Below are 1,197 nucleotides of genomic sequence, written 5' to 3' on the forward strand. Positions count from 1 at the left end.
GGCCTCGGCGCTGAACCGTCGATCGGCGCTCACGTCGTCGACGGCGACGACCGCCCCGTCCCGGTAGGCCGTCAGGAGGTCGGGGCCGAATGCCGCGAGTGAGTGCTCCCCCACGAGGGAGCCGACGCCGCGGACATAGTCCCGTTCGACCCTCATCAGGCTGCCGTCGATCTCGGCATAGAAGACCCGGCTCGCGCCCAGCTGCTCGCCCAGCCGCCGCGACGCGATCTCGGCGATCTGCGTCGGCGAGGTCAGGGTCCGCAGCGTGTCGCTGAGATCCAGCAGGAACGATTGCCGCTCCTCGTTGTCGCGCAGGACCGCGTCCGCCTCCCGCTGCCGGCTCTCGACGAGCGCCGGACCGGCGATCTCCCGGCAGGTGCCGTAGAGCCCCTCGACGCCCCCGAGCGCGTCGCGCACCGGCACGAGGGAGAGCGCCATGGAGGCTCCGCCGCCCCCGATCCCGTGTCGATCCTGACGGCCGTCGCTCAGGGCGACCGTCCGGCCGGAGAAGGCGTCCTCCAGCATCGGCGCCAGCTCGGCCCTCGCCTCGTGCCACACGTCGAGCCAGTCGCGACCGAGAGCGGCCGGATGCTTGTCGCCGAGGAGCCGCGCATAGGCGTCGTTGTAGAGCAGCGTGCGCGCGCCCCCCCAGACGAGGAAGACCGGCTGGTCCGAGGCGAGCATCACCCCGACGAGGGTCGTCAGCGATCCCGGCCAGTGCGCAGGATCGCCCAGCGGGGATCCCGTCCCGTCGTGCCCGCGCAGGATCGCGTCCATCTCGCCGCCGCCGGCCGGCACAGCCCGGAGGCTCGGTGATGGGTTCGTTCTGCCGTGCATGATGTCCTGCGGCTGCCTGCCGGGTTGCGAGCGGCTCGCCCGGCGATGGACGTCCTCAGCGTAGCGCAGGGCCGGTTCGTCGTACGAACCCGTACCGCCATCCGCAAGGGCGTGGGGCCGACTCGACCCCGGAAGCCCCCCGCCGGGCAGTGTGACGTGATGGGTAGCGCTCCCGCGCGGTGCGCCGGCGCGACCGCGGGAGAGAACGGCTGCCCTTCGGCAAACGGCCTAACAACATTTAACAAGCTTGCGCCCGCGATCGGGACCACGGCATACAGGTGGCGGGTGGTCGGTGGCGACCGCCGGATCGTCGTGCGAGGAGATCCGATGCGATCGGCTGTTCAGGATGTCGCCGAGCCC

Annotated in this window: 1 protein-coding gene; it reads right to left on the minus strand. The window is 71.8% G+C overall.

Annotation, left to right across the window (positions count from 1 at the left end; genetic code table 11):
* On the minus strand, nucleotides 1-837 hold an 837-nt coding region (locus QR78_RS25670; RefSeq protein ID WP_158004076.1), incomplete at its 3' end, for a PAS domain-containing protein.
* Nucleotides 838-1,197: the final 360 nt, after the last annotated feature.

It is taken from the genome of Methylobacterium indicum (assembly GCF_001043895.1).
In the GTDB taxonomy this organism is placed as follows: Bacteria; Pseudomonadota; Alphaproteobacteria; order Rhizobiales; family Beijerinckiaceae; genus Methylobacterium; species Methylobacterium indicum.